Genomic DNA, 22,059 nt, shown 5'->3' with positions numbered 1-22,059 from the left:
GGAGGCATCGCATGAAAACCCTGCCGTGGCTGCTCCCGCTGGCCCTGGCCGCCTGCACGGCGGCACCGGACTCCGGCACGCCGGCGCCCGCGCCTGCCGCGGCCAGCCGCATGGCAGCATCGACCGCTACCCTGACGCGCTACCACTGGCAACTGCACGACGCCGTCGACGCCCGCAACCGGCGCCTCGACGCGCTGTTCGGCCAGACCGACCGGCCGCCGTTGCAGCTGGAGTTCAGCGCTGGCCAGCTCAGCGTGCGCAACGCCTGCAACGCGATCGGCAGCGACTACCGGATCGTCGACGGCCACCTCCTCGCCACCACGCCGCGGCAGACCATGATGGCCTGCACCGACGCTACCCTGGTGCAGCGCGAAGCCACCATCAAGGCCGTGCTGCAGGGTAGGCCCTCGCTGATCGTGTCGACCGCCGACGACACGCCGCTGCTCACCCTGGCCACCGCCAACGGCCGGACGCTCACCTTTGCTGGCCAGCCCACCGCCGAAACGCGCCATGGTGGCCCCGGCGAAACGGTGTTCCTGGAAGTGGCCGCGCAGACAGTGCCGTGCCAGACCGCGCACGGAAGCTGCCTGCAGGTGCGCGAACGCCACTACGACGCGGACGGCCACCGCGTCGGCGAACCCGGCCCCTGGCAGCCGCTGCCACAGGACATCGAGGGCTACCGGCACCAGCCCGGCGTACGCAACGTGCTTCGCGTGAAACGCTACGCGCCGGAACAACCGCCGGCCGGCGCGTACGTGCTGGACCAGGTGATCGAGAGCGAGACCGTCAAGGCGCAGCCCTGAGCCGCGTCAGAGCGTGCACGCCGGCGCTGCGCCGATCGCCCCCGGTGTAGTCGAACACTGCGCCGTCGGCGCCCACGCGGCGGAAGGTGACCCCGGTGCGCTCGACGCGGAACCACGAATGGTGCGCGCAGCCGAGTTGCTGCGCGCCCGTCGCCGTGTCATCCGCTTCGGCCTGTAGCCGGGGCCCGATGCCCGCGCCTCAGCGCGTCGCCCCCAGCAAGCCCACGTGATACCCGGCCGCACGCAACCTGGCGGTGGCCTTCGCGTTCAGCACCAGCAGCACGATCAGGCTGACCAGCGGCACGAACATCAGCACGATCAGGATCACCCGCACCGGCATCGAATAACCCAGCCCCGAGCACAGGCGGAACGTGCCGATCAGCCCCATCAGCACCGCGCCCAGCACCAGCAGCAGGCCGATCGGGCCCAGGAAGGTCCGCGCGGCGGCGCCGGCGAAATAGGCGAGGATCGAATAGATGATCAGTTTCTGCGCGCTCGCCACCTGCTCGATGCCGGCGTCGTTCGCCACCGGCGCGGCCATGGCGGCCTTCGGCGCCTCGTAAGGATTGTAGGTGTTCATTCCCTTTCCCCTGTTGGTTGACTGGAACCTCGGCGGCGGGAACCGGCCGATGCCGCCACGCGTGGGCAGCTGCCGTCCCGGCCCGAAGGCCGGGGCGGAAAACTCCCGCGCCGCGATACGTATCCCCTGCTCCCTCCGCCGGCGATTATGCCCGACGCCGATGCGTCCGCTTACGGCTCGCCGGGGCGATCGCGCAACAGCGCCCGCATCTTCAGGTACACGCCGTTGCTCCAGCCGAAGCCGATCACGTTGGCGGTGTAGCCGGCGCTTATCTTCACGTCGGCGTTGCCGCTGGCCATGTTGTATTTCTCGCGGATGGTGCCGTCGTGGGCGAGGCTGCGGTCGATGGTGGCGGTGAATTCGCCCGCGATGCGGCGGGCGTCGTCGTGGAAGCCGTAGGCGTCCAGCCCGGCCACCGCCAGCCAGTTGGTCGGCGCCCAGCCGAACGGCGCATCCCACTGCGCGCCGCTGGCGTGGTCGCTGGTCTGCAGGCCGCCCTTGCGCTCGAAGATGCCGAGCTTGCCGCGCAGCGATTCGGCCTGCGCCGGCGAGGCCGCGCCGGCCCACAGCGGGTAGAAAGTGGCGACGAAGTGATAGTCGGACGGCTTGCCGCGCACGAAGTCGTAATCCATGTACATGCCCTGGTCGGCGCGCCACAGGTACTTGTCGATCGCCGCGCGCCGTGCCGCGGCGGCATCGGCCCAGCGTGCGGCATCCGCCGTGTTCCCCAGCTGCACGGCGAAGTCGTGCAGGTCGCGCTCGTAGCGATACAGCAGGCTGTTCAGGTCGACCGGCGCGTAGTGGTGGGTGGAGCCGCTGAACGGACCCACGCGGAAGCTGGTGTCGAAACCTGACTCGCGCATCGCGCGGTCGCCGAGGTAGAAGTCGGCGCTCAGGCGATAGCCTTTCGACCAGGCACCGGCGCAGACCTTCGAAGCCTCGACGTCGCAGCTGGTGGTCTTCAGCCGCGCGGCTTCCGCTGCGTCCGGATGCTCGGCGGCCTTGACCAGGTAGCCAGGATCCTGCGACGGGTGCTTAAGCAGCCAGTCGATCACGCCGCGCAGGTAGCTGCTGTCGCGCATCTCCAGCACCGGCGCGGCGCCGCCGTAATCGTAGTAGCGCGCCAGGCCGGTGGCGCCGGCCTGATGCTCCTTGCGCGTCCAGGTGGAGTAGTCGCGCACGGCGAGCGGGTACGCATGTTCGAGCCACGCGCGGGCTGCGGCCTTGCTCTTGAAGCTGTCCGGGTCGTCCAGCACGGCACGCATCATCGAGCTCAGGAACGGCGGCTGCGAACGGGTCAGGTAATAGGTGCGGTTCGCGTTGAGCACCGCGCCGTAGTACTGCACCTCGAACAGCGCGTTCTCGACCATGTCGCGCGCCAGCGCCTCGCGGTGATCGGCAACCAGGCCAAGCACGATGAAATAGCTGTCCCAGCCGTACATCTCGTTGAAGAAGCCGCCCGGCACCACGTACGGATGCGGCAGATAGAGCAGCCCCTGCCGCGGCAGCGAGGTCGGCGCGACGTCGCCGAGCTGGTCGATCGCCCGCGGCAGCACGTGCACGTCGACGTTGCAGCGTTGCTTCACCGCGGCCAGGTCCGGCGGCGTCGGCAGGTTCGCCGGCAGGTACAGCACCGGCTGCGTGCCCACCTTGGGATCACGCAGCGCCGAGCAGTCGTCCATCGAGCGCGTCAGCGTGGTCCACGCGCGGTGGATGTAGGCCTGCGTCTTCTGCGCATCGGGCGCCTGCTTTGCCGGCACCGCGGTGACGAAGACAAACGACGCGACCAGCAGGAGGATTCGGGACAGCGGTTTCATCGACATGATCTTGCGTCCGGGGAAGGGGCGTGGCCCTGCATCATCACGCGGCTGGCACCGTTATGCTAGCGACGCCCCCGTGCCGATGCGTTCGAAGGAACCGCCATGCGCCTCATCCCGCTGCTGCTTGCCGTAGCCATGCTGTCGCTCCCGTTGCCGCCGGCGGCGGCGCAGACGCTGCGCGTGATGAGCTTCAACGTGCGCCTGCCCAGCCCCGACGACGGCGCCAACCGCTGGGAGCTGCGCCGCGACCTGATGGTGCGCACCATCCGCGAACAGGCACCCGACCTGATCGGCACGCAGGAGCTGTACAAGCTGCAGGGCGACTATCTGGTCGGCCAGCTCACGCACTACGCCTGGTTCGGGCGCGGCCGCCGCGGCGGCGACGGCGACGAGCACATGGGCGTGTTCTACCGCACCGACCGGCTCAAGGTGGTGGAGTCCGGCGACTACTGGCTGTCCGATACACCGGACGTTCCCGGCAGCATCAGCTGGGGCCACCCGTTCCCGCGCATGGTGACCTGGGCGGTCTTCGAGCTGAAGGCCGGCGGCCAGCGCTTCTACTACGCCAACACGCACTTCCCCTACCGCGACCAGGACGAACCGGCGCGCACCCGCGCGGCGCAGGAAATCCTCCATCGCCTCGAAGCCGTGCCCGCGAACCTGCCTATCGTGCTGACCGGCGACTTCAACACCACCCCGGCCAGCCCCGCCCACGCACTGCTCACCGGGCTGCTGCAGGACGCAAGGCTCGCTGCCGACACCCACGGCGGCCCCGAAGCCACCTTCCACGATTTCACCGGCACGCCGGACCGGCGCATCGACTGGATCCTCTACCGCGGCCTGCACGCCGATGCGGCACGCACGGTCACCACGCATCAGGACGGGCGTTACCCGTCCGACCACTTTCCGGTGGTGGCCGAATTCCGCTGGCCGCAGCACGACCGGGCGCACTGAGCCGCCTCCTCAATCAGTAGCGGCCGCCGCCGGCTGGGCTGCCGCTGCGCCCGGCGCCAGCGAATTCGCCCGCGCCTTGCCGCGTTCGCGCAGGCGCAGGAACGGGCGTTCGACCAGATAATGCAGCGCCGCCCCCAGCAGCAGGACCGCCAGCGCATAGGTGGCGAAAGCAAGCGCGCGCTGCCCCTGCAACGCGGTGCCGAACGTCACCTGCATAGGTGCAAGGCGATCTTGTGGCTGAGGTAGAGGGTGTAGGAAACCGCCGCCAGCCAGCCCGCGCCCGGCACGCGCCAGCGGCCGATCAGGCTGTGCCGGTCCGCGCCGGCAAACACCAGCAGGCCGAAGCCGAACGACAGCACTGGCCAGCCCGCGCGTTGGCGAGCAGGCCGGTACGTTCGCTGTTGCCGTAGCTGGTCAGCAGCCGTGGCGACGAGCAGCGCCGACGTTCCGGACAGGGCAGGCGGCAGGAATGTTCTCATCGTCATGGATCAGCCCGTGGTGCATGCACGACATGCCTGTAACCATGGCCCCCGCCGATGCGACCAACACCATCGGACCTCGCTGGCCCCACGTCCTGCCACCCTCACGGCTATCCGCGTCGCAACCGGCAGGCGATGTCGTACGCGGCGTTGATCTCCCTGGAGCGCCGTTCGGCCAACTGACGGAGATCTTCCCCGAGTCGGGCCACCTTGTCCGGGTGGTACTGGCTGATCTGTTGTCGGTAGGCACGCTCTATGTCGCCCAGGCTGGCGGATTCGGCAACACCAAGCACCTGGTACCACGCGGCCGGCGGCGCGGGCGGCGGCGCATCGCTCCATGCCGGGCCGTAGTCGCGCCAGTGGCCGTTCGCGTCGCCCCGCCCGTCCTGTCCATCGGACGGGCGACGCGATGACCTATCCTGTTCACCGGTGCCCGGCGAAAGCAGGTGGCTGACCAGCCGGTAGCCAAAGAACAGTCCGGCGAGAATGATGACGACCTGCGTGAGGGTCATGGCGTGTTGTCCTCGAAGTGCGTCAGGCAGGCCTGCAACGAATCGCTGGCTGCACTGCCCGGCTCCACGAAATCCAGGCTGGTGCGAATCCGCCCGCGCAGCAGATCGAGCAGCGTTGCCTGCTGCGCAGGTGGCAGCATCGACGCGGCGGCGCGACGCAGGTCGGGAACAGCTTGTTGTCGCAGGCTGATCTTCCTGACGATGTTCAGCGCGAATGGCGCGCACAGCAGCGCGTCGAAGGCCAGCGCCAGCACTGCCCGCGGCGAAAGGTTCAGCGCCTTCCGGCGGCGATACACCTGGACCAGCATCGCCACGATCACCAGGTAGGTCAGCAGCAGCCAGCCCAGCAGCACCGCATGCGAACCGAGCCAGAGCGCACATGGCAAACCCGCGAAGAACAGGCCCAGCAGCAGCCACGTCCACGGCGCCAAGGTCGCCAGCGTGAACCGGACGCGCTGCCATCGCACCCGCTGCAACGGCGATGCCGTGCCGGACCAGGCCAGCCGCAGCAGCACTCGATGCGGGCAGCACGGGTTCGGCAGGAACAGGTGCCGGCCGCCAAGTTCCAGTGACGAACCGCCGGAGACGACGAAACCGCGCCGCCGCGCCTCCAGCACCACCTCATCGTGGAACAGCAGCTGGGCGGCGTCGTACAGGTACAGGCCAAGCACACCGCCCATCAGCAACCACGGCTCGGACAACGCCATCCCTCAGCGCTTCTTCAGGAAGAACGACTTGAACCTGGCGCCCACGGCCACGAGGCCGACCAGCAGGAACTTCCAGGCCGCTGCCAGGAAACCGCCGATCACGGCGAAGAAGCCTTTCTTCGCGGCAACCGCCGCGGCTCCCCCGGTGATGAGCGCCGCCAGGCCATAGGCCGCGACGTGATCGCCGGGCTGGTACTCGCCGTAGGTTTCACCGGGCGAGAACTGGAAGCCCGGCACCGTATCCTTGAAGCTGCCGACGGCATCGCCGAGCCTGTCGGGCGCAGTGACGACCACCACTTCCATCACGCCATAGCGGCCCAGCAGGCGGGTGTTGTAGTTCACCACCTGCTGCTGCGTGCTGACGTCCTCGGCCAGGATCGACCAGGCCAGCGACTTGAGCTGGGTGTCGTATTCAGGCTTCGCGCTCCAGCCGAGCACCCGCAGCTCGTCCCAACCGCGCGAGCGCCGCTCCTTGTTGCTTTGCTCGGTGCCCCTGCGGATGGAGTCGAGGATGTCATCGGGATCGATCTGCTCGTTGTCTTTGATGTAACCGGTATCCGCGTACGAAAAATACGCCACCCAGTCGCCGCCATCGTCCACCAGCGCGTATTCGTCGTCATCGTTCGAGGGATTCTGCATCAACAGGTTCAACGCCTTGGTGCCCTTGTTGTCCAGGAACGCGTAACCCTTCGGCACCTGCAGCGAGGCGTGCGTGCCCAGCGAAACGGTAGTCGGCCCCCGCTGCCAGGGCAGCGCCTCGATCGGGTCGGTTTGCGCCGTGGCGGGCGCGCACAGGCATGCCACAAGCAGTGCCGCAAGCACTGGAAACAATCGCTTCATCCTTTTCCCCTGTTGATCCGTGAATATCCCCATCACGGCGTGCAGCCCCCGCTGCGTCGGTGACGGCACGCTCATGGAGCGTGCATCGGACTCGCCATGCCTGCGCACTTTGACGCCGGGCCGGCCATATATCAACCGTCCACCCTCGCTTGCGCACGGCATAGCTGCATGGCGAGAAGCGCGGCGCCCCGCTCACGCAACCTGCGGCGCACACCCGGCCCCTTCCCGGCGTACCGACCTGCATCACGCACCGGTGGAATACCTTCGGCGATCCGTGCGCATGCTCACCTGCGTTCACGACGCCGCCACCAAGCTTCCCCGGCGGCGGCGCTCAACTGCGAGCTCAACGCACCTTTCGTCGGGTCCCCATTGCGCGCTTGGTCCGCCTTTTCGATCAGTGACTACCGCGACTTGGTCATCACGCGCCGTCGCGCGTTTCCCGCAGGCGCAGGATGAACACGATCACCGGCACCGCTACGCCCGCCAGCGCCCATGGCAACCAGGCGTGATCGCGCAGCAGCCAGATCGACGTGGTCATCGACAACACGATCAGCGCGACCGCGCTGAACTTGGCGCGCCGCGGGATCGTGCGCTCACGCTCCCAGCGTGCGATCGCCGGCCCCAGCCGCGGCCGTGCCAGCAGCCAGCGGTGCCAGCGCGGCGAAGCACGCGACCAGCAGGCGGCGGTCAGCAGCAGGAACGGCACCGTCGGCAGCAAGGGCAGCACCGTACCGACCACGCCCAGCACCAGCGACACCGCGCCGAGCGCGAACAGCAGCGCGCGCACGAGGCGGGCGCGGCGTGGTTCCGGGGTGGTGGGATCGGGCATGGACAGAAGGCAGGCTCGTGGGCAGGTGCCGGTCGACTCTAGCGCATGCGGACAGGATGGATCAGCGGCCCCGGGAGATTCTGACCAGCACGCTGCCATGCTGATTATTTCTAGATCGACGGCGGCTACCGACCCATTGCTGCCGGGCGCGAGCGTCTGCTTTGTGGAAGGCTGATAACCCGTGAATATTGGCCTCATTACGAGAGACTTCTGCGAAGTCGACCCGCAAAGCGGAGTGGACATGATTGAATTATCACGTCTCATCTAATGCGCTGATAATGTGCAGATCCCGGCAATAAATGAACATCATTCCGGTAACCCCTGACCATCTCGCTGGTACTGATCAGGGCGCCGAGCTGCGGGATTCGGTCAGGCCCTGCATGCAGGCATGATCATGAGCGGGAGGTTCACTGCTGCGGAACTCCGAGAATTCCCAGCGCACCTATGTCCAGTCTATCCATCAGCCCCGGTCGCGTGTTGCGGCGACGACCAACTCATAGAGCGCACGGCACGGTAGCGTTTTCGCCCCTCCAGACCCAACTCATTCGCATCCATCCGTAGCCGCCGGTCGTGGGAAAAACTCCATTGCGTTCCACCGACTACGGGTGTAGAACGCGTCAGATGCAGGGAGGGGAATGTAATGGGGATCAAAGTTTCCTTGTGCAGGGTGTCCGCGCGAGTGTGGCTTCGCCGTTCGGCAATCGCTTTGGTACTGACGCTCTCTGGCTGCGCATCCGTGGTTTACATGGACTCAGCGACGTCATTCGCGGCTGCGGGACGTACCGCGGAAGCCCAACTGATGAAGTCGTCAAATCAGCTCGATACAGCGCTTGATGCGGCGAGGCTCTCCAAGATTAACTCGGACTCGACCTGTCCCATCGCCGACGCGCACGTCTACGTCCGCTCGGGTTCTCCAACACTGCCAACCGTGACCGCTGCGCTCGCGCGGTTCAAGAACCAGGCGGTCCTGGCCGGTTGCAAGCGGCTCAAGGAATGCGCGGGTGGCGGCACGGCAAAACCCGGCCACCTGCCTGCAGCCTGCAAGTCGGCTTGCTATTCGCGCGACGAGGGCAACTGCCTCAGCCAGCTCGAGCGAAGTTATGCCATCGAGATCAAGTCGCCGACCGACAGCTCATCCGCGTACATCGATGCGCTGCAGAGTGAAGCATCAGACTTCGTCGCTCTTCTCGATGAGGTGCAGTACCAGCGCCCTGGTAGCGTCGAGAACACGCTGGCAGCCTCCGGCGTGCGCGCACTTTCCGAGTATCTCGACGTCCTGAGCAAGGTCGCACAGGGGCGAAAGTCCGAGTATCTGGCCGACGCCGCGCATCTATCGGACAGGCTGACGTTCCTGAGTAACAAGGTGGAAGAGGTCTCTGGCAAACAGCTATCGAGCTCGACGAAGGAGACCAAAGAGCAAGTTCAGACTGCTCTCGGCGCGATCGGCAAGCTCGCTGGCATCCTCCAAACGATGGGAAGCAACGCAACAAGCGCGAACGAGATAAAGCGATTGGTCCGTGAAAATAAAGGTACGGTGGATGGGTTGATCCAGTCATTGCGGGCCGTAGCACTTGGCGATAGCTCGCTGGCCCAGACCTACTCGGATCTAGTCGTCCGAAATCAGCGGTTGCTCCTGGAACAGAAATTCGCCAACGCACGCGACGATTACGATCGGCGGCTGATTTCAGCTCAATTGGAAAACTATCAGTACGGCGATGACCAAGCGATGGCCACTGCCATCAATGCCATGTTCGACAACCTGTCAGCCGCGAACGAGTCAATGGTTTCCCTAGTAGAACATCCAACAGACGAGCAGAAGAAGCTCATTGCGAACGAGCGACTGCAGAATCTAAAGGCAGCCGTCGGCGCCTTGGTCGAGGTCGCCCAGGCGGTCAAATAGTCCATGCGGAGGTCCTCGTGGCAAACCTCAAGACAATCCAAGCGCTCTACCAAGACACGTGCAGCCTCGCCATCAAAGAGACGCACATGTCGATTGACCCTCGTGCGCCATTCGTGCCGAAAGACGCGCAAGCGTTGGCCGATCAGGCCATGCAAGTCGCCGACGCGGCAAAGAGCCTTCGAACCCGGGCGCCGGCGGGGCTCGCCAAGGCCAAGGTGGATGACGCGGCGAGCGCAGTCCTGACGGCGCTCGCGCTGTTCGACTACATCAACAATACCAACCGAAAGCCGCCCATCAAGAGAGACGTACTAGGCGCGGTGTCGAATGCTCTCGACGCACTGGGCGCCATCTGAATAAAAACTCGTCAAAGTGCACTTTCGAGCGGCCGCTCATGGCCGGTAGCAGCCCTTCGCAACAACATCATCAGATCCGCCGGCTGCTCATTCCAGATCGCTGACGATGGTCAGTCCGTTCCGGTTCCTTGACCAATCCATCCCGGCATTCGCGCATCAGCGCATGCCGGCACGCCGGAAGGCACGCAAACGACGAAGCACCGGGGGTGAAGGGCATCGTGCGTTCCGGCGGGGACCTGGCGGCAGGCAACCGGCGCTGATGCTTGCGCCTGGATGGAGTCTACGGGAATCGGCACCTGCTCCCGTGCCCGGCGTCGCGCAAAAAAAACCGCCCGGATCGCTCCGGGCGGCTGCGTTTCCAGCAGTCGGTGCCGGCTCAGTCGAGCGCGCCATCCAGCCCGCGCCGCTTCAGCAGCGGCTCGATCTTCGGTTCCTGACCGGTGAAATCGCGGAACAGCTGCAGCGCGTCCTTGCTGCCGCCGCGCGACAGCAGGGCGGCGCGGAAGCGGTCGCCATTGGCGCGGGTGAGGCCGCCGTTCGCCTTGATCCACTCCACCGTGTTCGCGTCCAGCACCTCCGACCAGATGTAGGCGTAGTAGCCGGCCGCGTAGCCACCCATGATGTGGCTGAAGTACGGCGTGCGGTAACGCGGCGGCACCGGCGCGTAGTCGGTGCCGTTCGCCTTCAGCGCGGCGGCCTCGAACGCCATCACGCCGTTCGCTTCGGGGATCTTGTCCGCGCCGAGCTGGTGCCAGCTCTGGTCGAGCATCGCCGAGCCGAGGTACTCGGTGGTGGCGAAGCCCTGGTTGAACTTCGAGGTAGCCAGCACCTTGTCCAGCAGCACCTTCGGCATCGGCGCGCCGGTCTGGTAGTGCTTGGCATAGTTGGCCAGCACGCTCGGCCAGTCGGACCACATCTCGTTCACCTGCGACGGGAACTCCACGAAGTCGCGCGGCACGCTGGTGCCGCTGAAGTACGGGTACTGCACGTTCGAGAACATGCCGTGCAGCGCATGGCCGAACTCGTGGAACATGGTGGTCACCTCGTCCCAGGTCAACAGGGTCGGGCCGCTGGCCGGCTTGGTGATGTTGAGGTGGTTGGCCACCACCGGCAGGTTGCCGGTGAGCCCGGACTGCTGCACGTAGGCGTTCATCCAGGCACCACCGCGCTTGGACGGCCGCGCGTACATGTCGGCCAGGAAGATCGCCAGCTGGCTGCCGTCGGCGTTGTACACGTCGTACACCAGCACGTCGGGGTTGTAGACCGGCAGGTCGGTGCGCTGCTTGAAGCTGAGCCCGTAGAGCTGGCCGGCGGCGTAGAACACGCCGTTCTCCAGCACGTTCTTCATCTCGAAGTACGGCTTCAGCTGGCTCTCGTCGAAGTCGTACTTCTCGGCGCGCACCTTCTCGGTGTAGTAGGCCCAGTCCCATGGCTGCAGCGCGAACGTCGGCTCGCCCTTCGCCGCCTGCTCCTTGTTGATCATCGCCTGCAGCGCCGCGCCTTCGCGCTTCGCGTTGGCCACGGCCGGCGGCGCCAGGCGGGTCAGCATGGCGTTGACCGCTTCGGGCGTCTTCGCCGTCTCGTCGGCCAGCACGTAGGCGGCCCAGGTGGGATAGCCGAGCATCTTCGCCTTCTCGGCGCGCAGCTTCAGCACCTGCGACACGATCGCGGTGTTGTCGTACTGGTTGCCGCGGCTGCCGCGCGCGATCGACGCCTCGTGCAGGCGCTGACGCAGCGCGCGATCGTGCAATTGCGCTTCCGGCGGCTGGCCGGTGGTGTTGAGCAGCGCGATCAGGTATTTGCCGTCCAGGCCCTTCGCCTTCGCGGCGGCCGCGGCGGCGCCGATCTGCTCGTCGGTGAGGCCGGCCAGCTCTTCCTTGGTGTCGACCACCACGGCGGAGTCGTTCACCTCGGCCAGCACGTTCTGGCTGAACGTGGTGCCCAGCTTCGCCAGCTCGCCGTTGATCTCCTTCAAGTGCGTCTTGTCGGCGTCGGACAGATTGGCGCCGGCGCGCACGAAGTTGGTGTGGTAGCGCTCGATCAGGCGCATGCCCTCGGCATCCAGGCCCAGGCTGTCGCGCGTGTCGTACAGCTTCTGGATGCGCGCGAACAGCTGCGGGTTCAGCGAAATCGCGTCGCGGTGCGCCGCCAGCTTCGGCGCGTACTCGGCCTGCAGCGCCTTGCGCGCGTCGTTGATGTCCACCCCGACCAGGCTGAAGAACACGGTCGAGGTGCGGGTGAGGGTCCGCCCGGACTTCTCCAGCGCGACGATGGTGTTGTCGAACGTGGGCGCCTCGGCGTTGCCGGCGATCGCCTGCACTTCCGTGAGCTGCTCGGCCATGCCGCGGTCGAAGGCGGGCGCGAAGTCGCTGTCCCCGATCTTGTCGAACGGCGGGTAGTGCAGCGGCAGCGGGCTTTCGCGGAACAGCGGGTTGCCGGTATCGGCAGCCAGCGTATCGGTCTGCGCCGGCGGCGCGGCGGATTCGCTCTTGCCGCTGCCGGCATCGGTGCAGGCGGTCATGGAGCCGGACAGGGCAATGGCCAGGGCCAGCGCGATGGGATGCTTCATCGGTACGGATCTCGTCGTGGGCTAAACCCCTGATCCTACCCAACGCGCGCCGCTTTCATGCATGACTAAAGGCATGGTGTGCGGCGATCCGCCGTCGCCACTTGCCTGCGCACGATGGCGTGCCGGCGCGCCTCGGCCTTCAGCCGGCCGAGGCGACCGGAACCACCACCGCTGCATGAGCCGCGCCGGCCAGCTGCACCGGAGCCGGGGTGGCCGTCAGCATGGCGCCCATGACCAGCGCGCACACGGCGAAGCAGACGACGAACAGGCCGGCCAGGATATGGGTTTCGAATTTCATGATGTGTCTCCGCGTGCGTGAATGTTCCCTGTGATGCAGAGGGAGCAATCACCGTGCCAAGCCACCATGAAGCGTGCAAAGCCTTGCCCCGCCTGCCTTGGACGCATGCGCGTCCGGTGCCGGCGAGCTGTCCGCGGACAGCCGCCGCCGTGCGCCCGGACAGCCGGACAGCCGCGACGACGACACGCGCCGGTCAGCCCGCCGCGCGCGATTTGCCGGCGGCATGCCGCAGCCGGCGGTACTCCACCACGGTGAGCGCGATGATCAGCAGGTCGAACAGGGTCAGCGCCACGAAGCCGAACGAGGGGCCGGCCACCGCCATGTGGTAGATCTGGTACGCGGCAAACGCCGCGGTCAGCCAGATCAGGCCAGGGTAGGCCCACAACCTGCCGCGCAGGATCTCCACGATCACCACCAGTTTCGCCGCGCCGTGGGACAGCAGGTAGGCCGCCGCGAACAGCACCGAGCCCTGGTCGAACTGCGCGGCCCAATGCAGTACGTGCGTCGCGATGAAGTCAGTGGGGTCCTGGTTCAACTCCGGCGCGACCAGCGCGCCGATCCAGGCCTGCAGCCGCACCGGACCGATCAGCAGCAGCCACAGCCCGCCCACGACCTCGGCGACGCCGTCGAGCCCCTTCAGGGCGAGGCCGATGGCGAAGGCCTTGTCGGACAGGGTTCGAACGCGCAAGCCGGTCATCGTCATGCTCTCCTGTGGAGATTGCGGAGATCCGCGCCGCCCGATCCGCAGCGTAGCCGGCGCCGACAGCTTACGCCGTCAGCCAGTCGCGCATCGCCCGGGTCACCGCCGCGGGTTGCTCCATCGGACTCATGTGGCCGCTGTTTTCCACCACCACCAGCCGCGCCTGCGGCATCAGCGCCGCCATCGCCTCGTGCAGTGCGGGCGGCGTGAGCGCGTCGAGCCGGCCGCACAGCACCAGCACCGGACAAGCCAGCCCGCGCAATGCCGCCTCGCCGTCTTCGCGCCGCATTGCGTTCTGGCGGATGAACACCTCGCGCCCCTGGCGCAGCGTCATTGCGTTGATCCGCTGCGCCAGCGTGGCGTCGTGCAGTCGCGGCGGCGCCACGAAGCTCGGCAGCAGCTGTTCGGTCATGCCACGGAACTTCCCCGGCAGGCTGACCGTGCGGTTGGCCGCCAGCCGCTGCGCGAGGCGTTCGGGCGTGTCGGCGCGGAACGAGGTGTCGAGCAGCGCCAGCCGCGCGATGCGCTGCGGCGCGTGGCGCGCGATCTCCTGCGCCACGTAGCCGCCGAACGAGAAGCCGGCCAGCGCGAAGCGCGGCGGTGCCGCGTCCAGCACCTGCCGCGCCAGCGCGGCGATGCTGTCGGCGTGGCCGAGGTCGGCCACCGTACACTCGGCGAGGTCGGCCAGCCCGGTCAGCTGGTCGCGCCACAGGTCTTCATCGCACAGGAATCCGGGAAGCAGCCACAGCGGCTGCCGATGCTGGGCCATGATCACGCCTGCCGGTCAAAAGGGAGACATTATCGGCCACCTTGCATGGGTAAATCCTCGAAGGTGACCCTGCCGCCCTGCCGAGCGAGGGACAAGCGAACCTATCCGGCATCGCCTTGCGCGTACTTCTCGTGCAACGCCACTGGCGGCGCCTTTCGTTTCGCGCGCCGGCGGATCGCCAGGTTGATCAGCTCGACGAACACCGAGAAGGCCATCGCGGCATAGATGTAGCCCTTCGGAATGTGCTGGCCGAAGCCGTCCGCCATCAGCACCAGGCCGATCATGATCAGGAAGCTCAGCGCAAGCACCTTGACCGTGGGGTGGCGCTCGACGAACTCGCCGATCGGCCGCGCGAACGCCAGCATGAAACCGATCGAGGCGAGGATCGCGGTGACCATGATCCAGCGCTCGTCGACCATGCCGACTGCGGTGATGATCGAGTCGAGCGAGAACACGATGTCGAGCAGCATGATCTGCGCGACCACGCCGCCGAACGTTGCCGCCGCCGTGCCGATCGTCACCTGCTCGGTGGCGCCTTCCAGCTTCTGGTGAATCTCGTGCGTGGCCTTGCCGATCAGGAACAGTCCGCCGCCGATCAGGATCAGGTCGCGCCATGAGAACGCATGGCCGAACAGCGAGAACAGCGGCGCGGTCAGCCCGACGATCCAGGCGATCGCCAGCAGCAGGCCCAGCCGCGTGACGGCTGCCAGCACGATGCCCGCGCGACGCGCCTTGTCGCGCTGCGACGATGGCAATTTGCCCGCCAGGATCGAGATGAAAATGATGTTGTCGATGCCCAGCACCAGCTCCAGTGCCGTCAGCGTGGCAAGGGCGATCCAGGTTTCGGGATTGGCCAGCAATTCCATGGGAAGTCTCTTTGGTCGGCGAGGAGTTGCGCGCGATCACACCGCTTGCGGCGTGACGGCACGGTTGGAACGCGGAAAGGCGGATCGTCGCCGCTCAGAAATCGAACAGCTCCCCCAGCAGCGACTTGCGCCGCCGGGGCCGCTGCTCGTGATGCGCGTGACCGCCGTAGCGATCGTCGCGCTGCAGCGGCGGGTAGTCGCGCTGGGGAGCAGCCGCGTGTGCAGGCGCGGAAACCGCCCGTTCGGCGCGCTCGATCAGCCGGTCGAGTTCGCCGCGGTCGAGCCAGATGCCGCGGCAGCGGGGGCAGTAGTCGATTTCGATGCCCTGGCGGTCGGTCATCGACAGGTTCACGTCTTTGCAGGTGGGGCACAGCATGGGGTATTCCTCGGGAAGGGGTCGGCCACGCACACGCGCGGGCCGGCCGGGGCGGACCCGGCGAATGAAAATGACGAATGCGCGCGGGCGCGCTTCACGACTTCAAATGGACGTCCAAATGGCACGCGGATGCTCCGGCAAGGCTCGAAAGGCCACGGCGGAAAAGGCATCTGTGATGGACGCACCTTCGCCGTGGAACGGCGAAGGTCTTGCTCGCAAACCAGTGGATGGCTTGCTGCTGCACCGGAGCCCAGGCTCGTGGAGCACGGGTTCGTCATGACGGCGACAGCGACTGGGAGCTACTCCCCTTCGGTAACGAAGGCTAGCAGGTCGGCGCCGCGCCAGGCAATCCGCGCAGGCGGCTCCGCTGCGCCTTGCGCAGCAATCAACTACTCAGTCGGCAGACATCGCCAGCGGGGTGTCACCCGCGGCGACGTCGAGCGCCTGCAGCGAGACGGTCTTCCTGCCGCCGTACAGCGACTGCCGCCCGACTTCGCGAAAACCCAGCCGCGCGTGGAAGCGCGCGGACACGGGGTTGGGCGGCTCGACATCGAACTCGCAAGTGATCCACGGCACCGCATCGCGCCGCGCCTGCGCCTGCAGCTCGCGGTACAGCACGGTGCCGGCCCCGCGCGCCTGCGCATCGCCGGCCACCACCACGCGATCCACATACAGGAAGCGCGGGTAGCGCTGCGCGAACCAGCGATAGTTGGGGCTGTCGTAGTCCGCGCCTTCGCGGAAGGCGAGCAGAAACGCCGTCACCCTCCCCTCGACATCGGCCACCCGGTGCAGCGCCGCCTGCGCATGCAGCCGCGCCAGCCGCGCGGCATCGAGCGGACTCAGCACCGCCACGAACGCCTCGTTGAGGGCGAGGATGGCGGGGAAGTCGGCGGGAGCGGCGTCGCGCAATATCATCGTGGAGAGGCGCCGGTACGAGGAATCCATGGGATCCGGAATGGTTGCGGTCTTGCGAATCTTGCAGTTATAAAGCACCTGCCGTCCGGGTTAACCGGCGGCGTTTTGCCCATGACGAGTTATCGCTGGGTGCCCGGATTGATGTCGTATCGACTCACCGGGATCTCCCTCACTCATCCAGCGAGACTCCTCATGTCCAGCAAACGGACCTCCCTGCGCAACCGCGCCTACCGAAACCAGCACGGCCGTTGCTTCTACTGCGGCCGTGCGATGTGGCAGTCCAGCCCAGTGCCGTTCGCCCAGAGGTGCGGCCTGACCTCACGGCAAGCCAGACAAATGCAAGCCACGGCAGAGCATCTGCTTGCCCGCTGCGACGGCGGCAAAGACACGGAGTCCAACATCGTCGCGGCCTGCGATTTCTGCAACCGCCATCGCCATTGCCGAAAAACTGCGCCTTCCCCGGAGCATTACCGCACACTGGTGCAGCAACGAGTCGCAGCCGGAAGATGGCATTGTTGGGTCGGCAAACCCAGGGAGGCGGCAAGGCAGAAATCCGGGTGATCGGGGCGCCGCCTTCGACCGCTGTAAAGCGCCTTGCAGGCATGCCGAGCAAAGGTCGATTGATCAGACTCCCTCAAACGGACTCGTGCGCCAGCGCGTAGTCGATCGCCGCGCATACCGCCGCAGCTTGCGCGGTGTTGCATTGTTCGGGCGTGGCGCGCGGGCTGTCGGGGTAGACCTCGGTGGTGGTGCGGTACGACGCGTCGGTGATGCCGGCGCACAGGCCCAGCTTGCGGCAGTCGTATTCGATCACGCCATGCGCCACCACCGGCGAGCCGATGATGGTGCCATCGGGATCGGCCGGCGCAATGTGGGTGACCTTCGCCACCGCGGCGATCACCGCTTGCTGGAACGCCGGCTGCGGCTTGGCGCTGTCCGCGCAGAGATAGAAGCCATCGGGGATGGTGCCAGGCTCGTACGGCTTGCCGTCGCGCGCGGCCAGCGCCGGGCGGAACTCGCTCTCGTCGCTGTCGGTGGTCTCGTGCAGGTCGATGTGCACCTGCACGCGCTCGCGCCACGGCGCGACCAGGCGCATCAGCGCCGCCGATTCCTGCACCGGGCTGTGTTCGCGGAACGAGCGGTTCGGGTCGAGCGCGTCCGGATTCCAGCGGTGGATGCGCTCGTAACCCCACGGGCTCACGCACGGCACCACCAGCAGGTTGGCCCGCCCCGCATAGTCCGCCGCATGCCGCTCGACGAACTGCAGCGCGCCGTGCACGCCACTGGTTTCGTAGCCGTGCACGCCGCCGGTCACCAGCACCACGGGCAGTTCATCGCGCCAGCCGCGGCTCCTGATCGCGAACAGCGGATAGCTGCCGGAGGGATAGTCGAGCCGGCCGTACTCCGCCACATCGAAGCGTGCGCGCAAGGCCTCGATCACGCTCGCCACCTCCGCCGCATAGCTGCGCTGCACGCGCTGCAGCGATCGCCAGGCCACCACCTCCGCGTCGCCCCAGGGACGTCCGGGTGTGCCGATGGGGTAGAAGGCCGGGTTGGTCATCGCGCTGCTCGCTTCGCTGTGGCTAGGGGAGCGCAGCACTGTAGCACCGGACTCAACCGCCGACCTCGCGCGAGGTTGCGGCCGCGGCGGCAGTGGCCGGCGACGGCGGCGGCGCCGCGGGCGGGCGGGCGCTGGCCGGCCGCCATTCGAAGGTGGCCACGCTTTGCGCCGGCAGGGTGTAACCGAAGCGGGTCCGGCCCTGCGCCACGGTGACGCGGCGCGGCTGCGCATCGCCATTGACCATCACCAGCACCACCGACCCGCCGGAGGCGTTCTGGAACGCCACGTTGGCAACGTCCTTGCTCGTGTCGGTGGATCGCACCCGCACCGCGCCGGGCAGCACGAAGCGGCTGAAGTGCGCGAACGCGTAGTACTCGTCGTTGCGGCTCACCTCGCCGGTGCGCGAGTCGATCAGCACCACGCCTTTGCACAGGTCGCAGCCGCCGAAATGCGGGCCATGCTGCTCGTCCAGCGCCAGGTTCCAGTACACGATGCCGCGCGCCCACTGCCGCAGCCCGACCAGCATCAGGTCGCGCGTGAACCACAGCAGCTCGCCGTTCCTGGCCGACTCCCAGTCGCCGCCGGAACACTCGGTGATGTAGGTGTCCTTGTCCGGGAACGCACGATGCACCTGGCCCTGCGCATACGGGCTGCCGCTGTAGCAGTGCCAGGCGATGCCGTCGACATAGGGCCCGGCGTCGAGGTCGCCCAGCACGCCGAGCGGCTGGTCCGGCTGGTCCCAGTTGTGGTCCCAGCCGAGGATGAGCGTCTTCGGGGTGCGCAACGCCAGCGCCGGCCCAAGGTACTGCGCGATGATGCGCGAGCGCGTGGCCGGCGGCATTTCCATGCCCGGGTAGGTCAGCGGCACGAAGGCCGGTTCGTTCTGCAGGGTCAGCGCAAAGATCGGGATGCCGTAGCTGCGGTAGGTGTCGACGTACTTGACCAGGTAGTCCGCATAGGTGCTTTCGTACTGCTCCAGCAAGGCGCCGCCGATCAGGTTCGCGTTGGTCTTCATCCATGCCGGCGCGCTCCACGGCGAGGCGATGACGCGCAGCTGGGGATTGACCGCCAGGATCTCGCGCATGGTCGGTATCACGTCCTGCAGGTTCGCCGCCACGTTGAAGTGCAGCAACTGCGGGTCGGTGTCGCCGGCGGGCAGGTCGTCCAGGGTGTAGGGCTGCAGCGAGAAATCCGAGGCGCCGATGGTCAGCCGCGTCATGCTGAGGTTGAGCCCGGGCGGCGGACCGAACAACTCGCGCAGCAACGCGGTGCGCTGCGGCGCGTTCAGCCGGTTCTGCAGCAGCCACGCCGACGAGTCGGTCAGCGCCGCGCCGAAGCCGACAATGGACTGGTACTTGCGGTCGATGTCGATGACCACGTCGGCGGGCGACGGCTCGCCGGTGCCAGCCTCGATATCAGGCTGCCGCGCCAGGAGCAGCCGGCGGTCCGCCGTGCTCAGCCACAGCCTGACCGCGGCCTCCGGCGACGGCGGCGCCAGGATCACCTCGCCCACCACCGCGAAATGCACGCGCCGCGGCGTGAGCGCCCACAGAGCCAGCAGGGTGATCAACGCGAGGGATGCAACGGCCAGCCAGCCGGGAACACCGTTGCGCTCACCCGTCATGCGCGCAAATCCCATCGACCTCATTGCGGTTCACTGGCAACAACCCCTCGATCACGAAGCCCCCTGGCTGCGCATGACAGGTCGGCGAGGAGTACGGCGAAAGCGGAGTCGCGTCGACCCGCAGCGCGCGGCCACTCGTCTGCCTGGCGCATCTTCCGCGGGCGCCAGCCGACCTGCCCGGCCAAGCCGGTGCCGGCAGTCTGCCACTGTTTCGGCCACCCTGCGGCCGTCTGAAGACCACGCCGCCGGAAACGCGGAACCCGGTCCCATTTTCTCGCCGGCGGCAGCGCGCGGCTTGCGACAAACCCTGCGAAGCACTAGCGCTTGGCAAGCCGGTACGCCACCGTCTCCAGCGCGCTCACCCCTTCGGCGGCGAACCCCGGCTGCTGCGCGAGGATGTCGTATCGTTCCAGCGTCGCCACTGTCCAGTCGCGGCCATACAACTCGCGCACTTCGGCTTCCGGCACCGAGAACGGCGGCCCCTGTTTCGCGTGCTGCGGATACTCCAGCGTGATCAGCAGGTCCTGGCAACCGGCCGGCAGCCGCGCGTGCAGCTCGCGCACGTAGCGACGGCGCAAGTCCGGCGGCAGGGCGATCAGCGCCGCGCGGTCGTAGACCGCCGCACAATCGGCGAGAGCCGCGGCGTCCAGATCGAACACGTCGCCGCAGATCAACTCGATCTCGCCGGCCACGTGGTGCAGACCAAGGCGCGAGGCATGCACCTGCGGAGTCAGGCCGTGCTCGTCGAAGAACTGCGTCACCGCCAGCGGCGACAACTCCACTCCCAGCACGCGATGCCCCTGCCCCGCCAGCCACAGCAGATCCATCGACTTGCCGGCCAGCGGCACGAACACCCGGCTGCCCGCCGCCAGCGCCAGCGCCGGCCAGTGCCTGAGCAGCAGCGGCGTCGGTGCGGCCTGGTGGAAACCAGTGCGGCCCTCGCGCCAGCGCTGCAACCAGAACTCAGGCTCCATGGGAATCTCCTGTCGACAAGTGGACGAGCCGGCCGGCCATTGTGCATGCCGGCCAGCGGCGAAGCGAAGCATGCACGACTTTCAGCCGGCCTGCCGCGGAGGTGCCGGCGCGAATCCGCCGAATGGCCGTCTAAAGGCTATCGGTGCCCCGGCGCAGCCAGAGATCGATCAGGGACTTCTCGTAGCGCAACGAGTCCTGGTCGACCGGCGAGCTGCTGCTCAGGAAGGCCGCGTTGCGCAACTTGCGCTGGCCCTGGCGCAGCACCTTGTCGTCGGCGCCGTACAGGGTGAAGTTGAGGTCGATGCGCGGCGGGTAGATGTCCTTGACGATGCGCACGTCGTTGAAGTCGGGGCCGCGCCAGGGTTCGTAGGCGCCGGCGCGGACCACGTCGGTCACCTCGATCTCCAGCCGCTGGCCCGGCGCCAGGATGCGCGAGGCGCGCTGGACGATGTACGCCTTGAGCGGCGCCAGGTAGGCGTCGGGGTTGACCAGGTGCACGCCAAGGCTGCGCTTCGCCTCGGTGAAGTGCTGCGGGTCCTTGTAGCGCACGCTCACGTTGTCCGGCGTGGTCGCGGCCTGCGCGACGGCGGCCGCGAGGGCAAGGCAGGCAAGACACAGCAGGCGCAGCAGTGGAGAAGATTTCATGACGGCTCTCCCGGAACGGGTCGGGCGGCCGCAGGGGACGGTTGTCGCGGCCGTGGCGCAGCGGGCATCAGTATACGTCCGGGCAAGCGCGGAGCGGGAACCGTCTGCTGCGGACGATTCCCTGCCCGGTTCTCGCCCGCCGGTCGCTGGCCGATGTCGGCCAGCACACCCAACCCGTCTCGCCCACCACGTCCCGGATTTACTTGCCGGTGTTCGCGGGTGCGGGCGCCGGCTCGAGGTTGAAGTTGAGCGTGGTGATCTTGCCGTCCAGGCCGCGCACCACGTCGCTGGTGAGGTCGTTGGTGGCGTTGCCGCCGAGCACGGCGTCACGGTTCAGCAGCAGGCCGCAATGGTGGCTGGTGTAGGAGCTGGCGATGACTGGCTGGGCCTGCTCGCCGATCTGCTGCATGACCTTGGCGCGGGTGAGCTGGATACGCTCGCCAAGCTGGTTCACCTGCGCCTGGTAACCCTGCATGCGCTGCTGCAGAGCCGGGCCCTGCTGCTGGCGCTGCGCTTCGGTGAGCGAGGCGGCCTTCTGCTGGAAGGCCTGGATATCGGTATCCAGCGGCTTGCGCAGGTTCTCCAGCATCGACTGCTGCTGCGTCGCCAGCTGCTTCAGCCGCTCACTCGCCGCCTGCCCCACCTTGGACTGCGCGAACACCGCCTCGCGCGAAAGCATGCACACACCCGGCACCGGATTGCCGCCAAGCGCATTGCTGGCGGGCGCGGCGGCGGTCTGCGCCGGCGTCACGGGGGCGAAAGAAAGACCAGCAGCGGCGGCCAGCACGGCGACCAACAGGGAACGATGCAGGTTCATGGGGAAGGTATCCGATGGTCAGGCCTGGAAGTTCCGCGTCCGGTGGCTCGCGGCGACACGCCAGCATACTCGCAGCCGGCTGCCGGGATGGGGCGACGCCTGATTCTCCCCGGGCCGATGCCGGGTTCCTATCGCTGCCCCGGTATGCCTTAGAACTTATCCGTAAT

General features: G+C 67.4%; 23 protein-coding genes and 1 pseudogene. 5 read left to right on the top strand and 19 right to left on the bottom strand.

Annotated elements, in window-relative coordinates:
• Window positions 1–11 precede the first annotated feature (11 nt).
• Window positions 12–803, top strand: a complete 792-nt coding sequence (locus UUA_RS10845) for a DUF4377 domain-containing protein (protein ID WP_008436758.1) — start codon at window positions 12–14, stop codon at window positions 801–803.
• A 199-nt stretch (window positions 804–1,002) separates the two neighbouring features.
• Here UUA_RS10845 and UUA_RS10840 read toward each other — a convergent pair whose 3' ends face one another.
• Window positions 1,003–1,383 (bottom strand): hypothetical protein, encoded by a 381-nt coding sequence (locus UUA_RS10840; RefSeq protein ID WP_008436756.1) that lies wholly within the window; start codon window positions 1,381–1,383, stop codon window positions 1,003–1,005.
• A 170-nt stretch (window positions 1,384–1,553) separates the two neighbouring features.
• A complete protein-coding gene (locus tag UUA_RS10835; RefSeq protein ID WP_081491541.1) occupies window positions 1,554–3,200 on the bottom strand; it encodes a trehalase family glycosidase in 1,647 nt (548 codons plus the stop codon).
• A gap of 105 nt (window positions 3,201–3,305) precedes the next feature.
• On the opposite strand from UUA_RS10835, the gene UUA_RS10830 reads away from it, so the two are divergent.
• Complete coding sequence (locus UUA_RS10830; protein ID WP_008436752.1) at window positions 3,306–4,157, top strand: endonuclease/exonuclease/phosphatase family protein; 852 nt, start codon at window positions 3,306–3,308, stop codon at window positions 4,155–4,157.
• A gap of 9 nt (window positions 4,158–4,166) precedes the next feature.
• On the opposite strand, the pseudogene UUA_RS20005 reads toward UUA_RS10830, so the two are convergent.
• The 5 genes and pseudogenes from UUA_RS20005 to UUA_RS10805 form a co-directional block, all read right to left on the bottom strand.
• A pseudogene (locus tag UUA_RS20005) lies at window positions 4,167–4,554 on the bottom strand (acyltransferase family protein); the annotation flags it as partial.
• A 192-nt stretch (window positions 4,555–4,746) separates the two neighbouring features.
• Complete coding sequence (locus UUA_RS20205) at window positions 4,747–5,148, bottom strand: J domain-containing protein (RefSeq protein ID WP_008436743.1); 402 nt, start codon at window positions 5,146–5,148, stop codon at window positions 4,747–4,749.
• Window positions 5,145–5,855, bottom strand: a complete 711-nt coding sequence (locus tag UUA_RS19615) for a hypothetical protein (protein WP_008436741.1) — start codon at window positions 5,853–5,855, stop codon at window positions 5,145–5,147. Before UUA_RS19615 ends, UUA_RS20205 begins: the two co-directional genes overlap by 4 nt.
• Window positions 5,856–5,858: 3 nt before the next feature.
• Complete coding sequence (locus tag UUA_RS10810) at window positions 5,859–6,770, bottom strand: DUF2167 domain-containing protein (RefSeq protein ID WP_161940599.1); 912 nt, start codon at window positions 6,768–6,770, stop codon at window positions 5,859–5,861.
• Between the two features lie 343 nt (window positions 6,771–7,113).
• Window positions 7,114–7,524, bottom strand: coding sequence for a YbaN family protein (locus tag UUA_RS10805; protein ID WP_008436737.1), 411 nt, complete (start codon window positions 7,522–7,524; stop codon window positions 7,114–7,116).
• Between the two features lie 799 nt (window positions 7,525–8,323).
• On the opposite strand from UUA_RS10805, the gene UUA_RS10800 reads away from it, so the two are divergent.
• Both UUA_RS10800 and UUA_RS10795 read left to right on the top strand, forming a co-directional pair.
• Window positions 8,324–9,424 carry a hypothetical protein gene (locus UUA_RS10800; RefSeq protein WP_008436735.1) on the top strand — a complete coding sequence of 367 codons (1,101 nt, stop codon included), beginning with the start codon at window positions 8,324–8,326 and terminating at the stop codon, window positions 9,422–9,424.
• Between the two features lie 17 nt (window positions 9,425–9,441).
• Window positions 9,442–9,777: a hypothetical protein gene (locus tag UUA_RS10795; protein WP_008436733.1), complete on the top strand. Its 336-nt coding sequence runs from the start codon at window positions 9,442–9,444 to the stop codon at window positions 9,775–9,777.
• A gap of 376 nt (window positions 9,778–10,153) precedes the next feature.
• Here UUA_RS10795 and UUA_RS10790 read toward each other — a convergent pair whose 3' ends face one another.
• The 7 genes from UUA_RS10790 to UUA_RS10765 all read right to left on the bottom strand — a co-directional run bounded on the left by UUA_RS10790 (window position 10,154) and on the right by UUA_RS10765 (window position 16,300).
• The gene (locus UUA_RS10790; RefSeq protein WP_008436732.1) at window positions 10,154–12,346 is read right to left on the bottom strand and encodes a M3 family metallopeptidase; all 2,193 of its coding nucleotides are present in this window, start codon (window positions 12,344–12,346) and stop codon (window positions 10,154–10,156) included.
• Between the two features lie 139 nt (window positions 12,347–12,485).
• Window positions 12,486–12,644: a hypothetical protein gene (locus UUA_RS19350; protein ID WP_155943264.1), complete on the bottom strand. Its 159-nt coding sequence runs from the start codon at window positions 12,642–12,644 to the stop codon at window positions 12,486–12,488.
• Between the two features lie 193 nt (window positions 12,645–12,837).
• Complete coding sequence (locus UUA_RS10785; RefSeq protein ID WP_081491538.1) at window positions 12,838–13,347, bottom strand: DUF2127 domain-containing protein; 510 nt, start codon at window positions 13,345–13,347, stop codon at window positions 12,838–12,840.
• Window positions 13,348–13,411: 64 nt separating this feature from the next.
• A complete protein-coding gene (locus UUA_RS10780; protein ID WP_008436728.1) occupies window positions 13,412–14,113 on the bottom strand; it encodes an alpha/beta fold hydrolase in 702 nt (233 codons plus the stop codon).
• 101 nt (window positions 14,114–14,214) lie between these two features.
• Window positions 14,215–14,979, bottom strand: a complete 765-nt coding sequence (locus UUA_RS10775; protein WP_008436726.1) for a TerC family protein — start codon at window positions 14,977–14,979, stop codon at window positions 14,215–14,217.
• Between the two features lie 94 nt (window positions 14,980–15,073).
• Window positions 15,074–15,355, bottom strand: a complete 282-nt coding sequence (locus UUA_RS10770) for a TFIIB-type zinc ribbon-containing protein (protein ID WP_008436724.1) — start codon at window positions 15,353–15,355, stop codon at window positions 15,074–15,076.
• Window positions 15,356–15,748: 393 nt separating this feature from the next.
• Window positions 15,749–16,300: a GNAT family N-acetyltransferase gene (locus tag UUA_RS10765; RefSeq protein WP_008436722.1), complete on the bottom strand. Its 552-nt coding sequence runs from the start codon at window positions 16,298–16,300 to the stop codon at window positions 15,749–15,751.
• Between the two features lie 81 nt (window positions 16,301–16,381).
• On the opposite strand from UUA_RS10765, the gene UUA_RS20275 reads away from it, so the two are divergent.
• Window positions 16,382–16,831, top strand: coding sequence for an HNH endonuclease (locus UUA_RS20275; protein ID WP_337999122.1), 450 nt, complete (start codon window positions 16,382–16,384; stop codon window positions 16,829–16,831).
• Window positions 16,832–16,904: 73 nt separating this feature from the next.
• Here the strand turns inward: UUA_RS20275 and UUA_RS10760 are convergent, their stop codons facing one another.
• The 5 genes from UUA_RS10760 to UUA_RS10740 form a co-directional block, all read right to left on the bottom strand.
• Window positions 16,905–17,831 carry a M14 family metallopeptidase gene (locus tag UUA_RS10760; protein WP_008436712.1) on the bottom strand — a complete coding sequence of 309 codons (927 nt, stop codon included), beginning with the start codon at window positions 17,829–17,831 and terminating at the stop codon, window positions 16,905–16,907.
• Window positions 17,832–17,883: 52 nt separating this feature from the next.
• Window positions 17,884–19,455, bottom strand: coding sequence for a glycoside hydrolase family 30 protein (locus UUA_RS10755; protein ID WP_008436710.1), 1,572 nt, complete (start codon window positions 19,453–19,455; stop codon window positions 17,884–17,886).
• Window positions 19,456–19,772: 317 nt separating this feature from the next.
• Window positions 19,773–20,429, bottom strand: a complete 657-nt coding sequence (locus UUA_RS10750; protein ID WP_008436707.1) for a thiopurine S-methyltransferase — start codon at window positions 20,427–20,429, stop codon at window positions 19,773–19,775.
• Between the two features lie 130 nt (window positions 20,430–20,559).
• Entirely contained in the window at window positions 20,560–21,075 is a 516-nt protein-coding gene (locus UUA_RS10745; RefSeq protein ID WP_008436704.1) for a DUF3016 domain-containing protein, read from the bottom strand.
• A 199-nt stretch (window positions 21,076–21,274) separates the two neighbouring features.
• Window positions 21,275–21,892 (bottom strand): OmpH/Skp family outer membrane protein, encoded by a 618-nt coding sequence (locus UUA_RS10740; protein WP_008436703.1) that lies wholly within the window; start codon window positions 21,890–21,892, stop codon window positions 21,275–21,277.
• Window positions 21,893–22,059 lie beyond the last annotated feature (167 nt).

This window comes from Rhodanobacter thiooxydans LCS2 (assembly GCF_000264375.1).
Lineage (GTDB): Bacteria > Pseudomonadota > Gammaproteobacteria > Xanthomonadales > Rhodanobacteraceae > Rhodanobacter > Rhodanobacter thiooxydans.
The sequence above is the reverse complement of the archived record's forward strand: the minus strand, read 5'-3'. Positions and strand labels throughout refer to the sequence as shown.